This is a genomic window from Streptococcus cristatus (genome assembly GCF_001578775.1).
Lineage (GTDB): Bacteria > Bacillota > Bacilli > Lactobacillales > Streptococcaceae > Streptococcus > Streptococcus cristatus_A.
Window position 1 is genome coordinate 33616 of record NZ_KQ969066.1, and the last position, 583, is coordinate 34198.

Sequence of the window (583 nt, forward strand, 5' to 3'; positions counted from 1 at the left end):
CGTCAATTCCTTATTACCGTCAGTTTGGTCTACAAAGGTGATAATCGCTTTTTGACCATCTTTAACGTAGTTGATTGGTGTATCCTTCGTTGGATCACTTGGAATTGGTGGTGGGTTGTAACCCTTGCTTGGATCGCTCGGATCTTTCGGTGTCAATGGTGTTGTGCCATCTGGGCCTACCGGTGTAGTGCCTGGTACATGTGGAATCACTGGAAGATCAGTACCTGGTTTGCTTGGATCTGTTGGATCGTTTGGATATGGAAGGTTTGGTACTTTTGGAAGTCCGTCTGGTACATTTGGTACATATGAACCAAGTTTGCTGTACTTAACTGTTTCTTCGCTATCCTTATCATCAGGAGTCACTGTCTTCGCTGCTACATTGGCCTTATCTGCCACGAATCCAGTTACGACTGGTGTAGCTTCTTGGGCCAATTCTTTCGTAGCTGGTGTCCATGCGCCGAAGGTTTCAACGCCAGTTACACGATTACGTTCACCTGTACGTGTGAAGGCTGCTTCTTGAGTGACTGGAGCTTTCAGAGCTGGACGACCTGCTGTTTGACCATCTGCGTATTCGTACTTGATA

At 46.7% G+C, this 583-nt stretch carries 1 protein-coding gene; it reads right to left on the minus strand.

The annotated features are described in order from the left end of the window. The coding region (locus tag SCRDD08_RS11700) for a mucin-binding protein (protein WP_414162618.1) at positions 1–583 on the minus strand (583 nt) is incomplete at both ends.